The 3,909-nt window shown below is 63.5% G+C and carries 4 protein-coding genes; all 4 read left to right on the plus strand.

Annotated features, from left to right (window positions below; all coding sequences use genetic code 11):
* Positions 1-785 (plus strand): 1-acyl-sn-glycerol-3-phosphate acyltransferase (locus B3873_RS21440; protein WP_286868936.1); only part of this gene is annotated, 785 nt, incomplete at its 5' end.
* Between the two features lie 97 nt (positions 786-882).
* Positions 883-1,971: a chorismate synthase gene (aroC, locus tag B3873_RS21445; RefSeq protein WP_039784666.1), complete on the plus strand. Its 1,089-nt coding sequence runs from the start codon at positions 883-885 to the stop codon at positions 1,969-1,971.
* 175 nt (positions 1,972-2,146) lie between these two features.
* A complete protein-coding gene (locus B3873_RS21450; RefSeq protein ID WP_198516445.1) occupies positions 2,147-2,968 on the plus strand; it encodes a M48 family metallopeptidase in 822 nt (273 codons plus the stop codon).
* 233 nt (positions 2,969-3,201) lie between these two features.
* The coding region (locus tag B3873_RS21455) for an aconitase family protein (protein ID WP_286868939.1) at positions 3,202-3,909 on the plus strand (708 nt) is incomplete at its 3' end.

Consider the following 3,909-nt stretch of genomic DNA (forward strand, 5'->3'; position numbering starts at 1 on the left):
CCCACGTCTCCCGCACCATCGCCGGGATGAACATCATGAATGCGCTGTTCATGGTGGTCTCGGCCGTGGTGGCGATGGTGTTGCTCAAGGCCGGGCTGACGATCCCGCAGATCTTCCTGGCCACGGCCATCATGAACGGCGTGGTGGCGGTCTACATCTTCTCGCTGGTGCCGGAATTCCTGATCCGCTTCCTGGCCTGGATCCTGATCCACACCTTTTATCGGGTGCGCATCATCAACGGCCAGGCCATTCCTGATGAAGGACCGGCCGTGCTGGTGTGCAATCACGTGAGCTATGTCGACGCGATTGCCATCATGGCCGCCAGCCCGCGTCCGGTGCGCTTCGTCATGGATCACCAGATCTTCAAGATTCCGGTGATGTCCTGGCTGTTCCGCAACGTGCGGGCCATCCCGATCGCACCGGTCAAGGAAGATCCCTGGCTGACCGAAAAGGCCTTCGTCGATATCGCCCAGGCCTTGCACGAGGGTGAACTGGTGTGCATCTTCCCGGAAGGCAAGCTGACCCGCGATGGCGAATTGAATCCCTTCAAGGGCGGCGTGCAGAAGATCATCGACCGCAGCCCGGTACCGGTCCTGCCCATGGCCTTGCGCGGGCTGTGGGGCAGCCTGTTCTCGCGCGATCCCAGCAATCCGGTGGCGCGCACCTTCAAGCGCGGACTGTTCTCGCGGCTGGAACTGACGGTGGGCGAGCCGATCGCACCCGAGGCGGTCAGCCCGGAAGGGCTGCAGGAGCAGGTCCGGGCGCTGCGCGGCGACTGGAAATAAGCCTGCCTGAGGGGGAGCCTGCGGCCTGGCGCGGCTCGTCGGCATCGGCCGAGGCTGGTAGAATCGCGGCTTCCCCTATTTTTGCGCGAATTCCATCATGTCCGGCAATACCTTCGGCACGCTCTTCACCGTCACCACCTTCGGCGAATCCCACGGCCCGGCCATCGGCTGCGTGATCGATGGCTGCCCCCCGGGCATGACGCTGTCCGAAGCCGACATCCAGCCCGAACTGGACCGCCGCCGTCCCGGCACCTCGCGCCACGTGACCCAGCGCCAGGAGCCGGATACGGTGGAGATCCTCTCCGGCGTTTACGAAGGCAGGACCACCGGCACGCCGATCGCGCTGCTGATCCGCAACCAGGACCAGCGCAGCAAGGATTACGGCAACATCCTCGATACCTTCCGTCCCGGCCATGCCGACTACACCTACTGGCACAAGTACGGCATTCGCGATCCGCGCGGCGGCGGCCGTTCTTCGGCGCGCCTGACCGCCCCGGTAGTGGGCGCGGCGGCCATCGCCAAGAAGTGGCTGTTCGAGAAATACGGCACCACCTTCAAGGGCTGCATGAGCCAGCTGGGCGAGATCGCCATTCCCTTCGAGTCCTGGGAACACGTGCCCAACAACCCTTTCTTCGCCGCCAACGCCAGCATCATCGAACGCCTGGAAGACTACATGGATGGCCTGCGCAAGGAGGGCGATTCCATCGGCGCGCGCATCGACGTGGTGGCACAGAACGTGCCGGTGGGTTTGGGCGAACCACTGTATGACAAGCTCGATGCCGAGATTGCCTACGCGCTCATGGGCATCAATGCCGTCAAGGGGGTGGAGATTGGTGCAGGTTTCGCTGCGGTGGCGCAGAAGGGTTCCGAGCACGGCGATGCGCTGACCCCGGAAGGTTTCGTCGGCAACAACGCCGGCGGCATCCTGGGCGGCATCTCGACCGGGCAGGACATCACGGCGTCCATCGCCATCAAGCCGACCTCCAGCATCCGCACGCCGCGCCCGTCCATCGACAAGAACGGCGAGCCAATCTCGGTGGAAACCTTCGGCCGCCACGATCCCTGCGTGGGCATTCGCGCTACTCCCATTGCCGAAGCCATGCTGGCCCTTGTGCTGATGGATCACGCCCTGCGTCATCGCGCACAATGCGGCGATGTGAAGGTTGAGACGCCGGCCCTGCGCTGAGCGGCCGGAAAGTCCTGCCAGGAAGCCGGCCATCGCACATGCGGTCGCCGGTTTTTTCTTGTCTGAAACAATTTGCAAAGAGCCGGGTCGAAGCGGCTCACGGCTGACTGACGGCAACACGCACGCCAGCAGACCGGGACCCGAGATCAATATCAATTACTCAATGGAGGCGGGCATGGTGCTCAAACCTATCGTCAAGAACAGTCTGCTGGCTGCAGCCCTGGTGGGGCTGGTGGCTTGCGAAACCGTACAAACCACGCAGGGCGGTGCCGTCGGCATCGATCGCAAGCAGCAGATGCTGGTGTCCTCGGCCGAGATGGAAGCCTCCTCGGCCAAGGAATACGCCCAGGTACTGGCCGAAGCCAAGAGCAAGGGCCTGCTCAACCGCAATGCCGCCCAGGCGCAGCGCGTGCGCACCATTGCAAACCGCCTGATTCCGCAGACCGGCGTGTTCCGCCCGGATGCGCTGAAGTGGAACTGGGAAGTCAACGTGCTGACCTCGGATGAGACCAATGCCTGGTGCATGCCGGGCGGCAAGATCGCGGTCTATACCGGCCTGATCGACAAGCTCAAGATCACCGACGACGAACTGGCGGCCGTGATGGGCCACGAGATCGCCCACGCCCTGCGCGAGCACGCCCGCGAGCGCGCTTCGCAGCAGGTGGTGGCCAATTCCGCCATTTCCATCGGTGCCGCGCTGCTCGGCCTGGGCGATGTCGGCAAGCAGGGCGGCCAATACCTGTACATGGGCCTGATGGGCTTGCCCAATTCGCGCGCCAACGAAACCGAAGCCGATCGCATCGGCGTGGAACTGGCCGCGCGCGGCGGCTATGACCCCAAGGCCGCCGTCACGCTGTGGCAGAAGATGGCCAGCCTGGGCGGCGATGAGCCGATGAAGTTCATGTCCACCCACCCCTCCAGCAGCGAGCGCATCGCCGACCTGACGGTCTACGCCCAGCGCGTGGAACCGCTGTACCAGCAGACCCGCAAGCGCTGATCACGGCGTTTTCGGGAAAGACCGAACCGGCATTGCTTCCTGCACGGAAGAAATGCCGGTTTTTTCATGTCTGCCGCAAGTTCTGCGCTTTTTCTGCTGCCTTGCAGCATTATTCCCTGTTGCTGCGACGCGGCGGAAAACACGGCAGGGAGGTCAGACCTGTCGCTTTATGGCATAATCAAACGCTATTTTTCCCGTTCAGCATCCCTTTCTCGTTTCCGCCGGACCGCAACATGCTCAAGACGCTTTACGACAAACTCTGGGAGTCGCACGTCGTTCATACGGAAGATGACGGTACCGCCATCCTGTATATCGACCGCCACCTGCTCCATGAAGTGACCAGCCCGCAAGCCTTCGAAGGCCTCAAGCTAGCCGGTCGCCAACCCTGGCGGAACTCGGCCAACCTGATGGTGGCGGACCACAACGTCCCCACCACTGACCGCGCCCAAGGCATCGCCGACCCGATCTCGCGCCTGCAGGTCGAAACGCTGGATGGCAATGCAAAAGAATTCAGCCTGACGTATTTCGGCATGAACGACAAGCGTCAAGGCATCGTGCACGTGATCGGCCCTGAGCAAGGTGCCACGCTGCCGGGCATGACGGTGGTCTGCGGCGACTCGCACACCTCCACCCACGGCGCGTTCGCCGCGCTGGCCCATGGTATCGGCACCTCCGAAGTCGAACACGTGCTGGCCACGCAGACTTTGCTGGCGCGCAAGTCCAAGGCCATGCTGGTGCAGGTCGACGGCGCGCTGCCGGCCGGCGTCACCGCCAAGGACATCGTGCTGGCGGTGATCGGCAAGATCGGCACCGCGGGTGGTAACGGTCACGCGCTGGAGTTCGCCGGCAGTGCGATTCGTGATCTGTCGGTCGAAGGCCGCATGACCCTGTGCAACATGGCCATCGAAGCCGGCGCCCGTGTTGGCATGGTCGCGGTAGAC

The organism is Herbaspirillum sp. UBA812 (assembly GCF_002296545.1).
Taxonomy (GTDB): Bacteria; Pseudomonadota; Gammaproteobacteria; order Burkholderiales; family Burkholderiaceae_D; genus Herbaspirillum; species Herbaspirillum huttiense.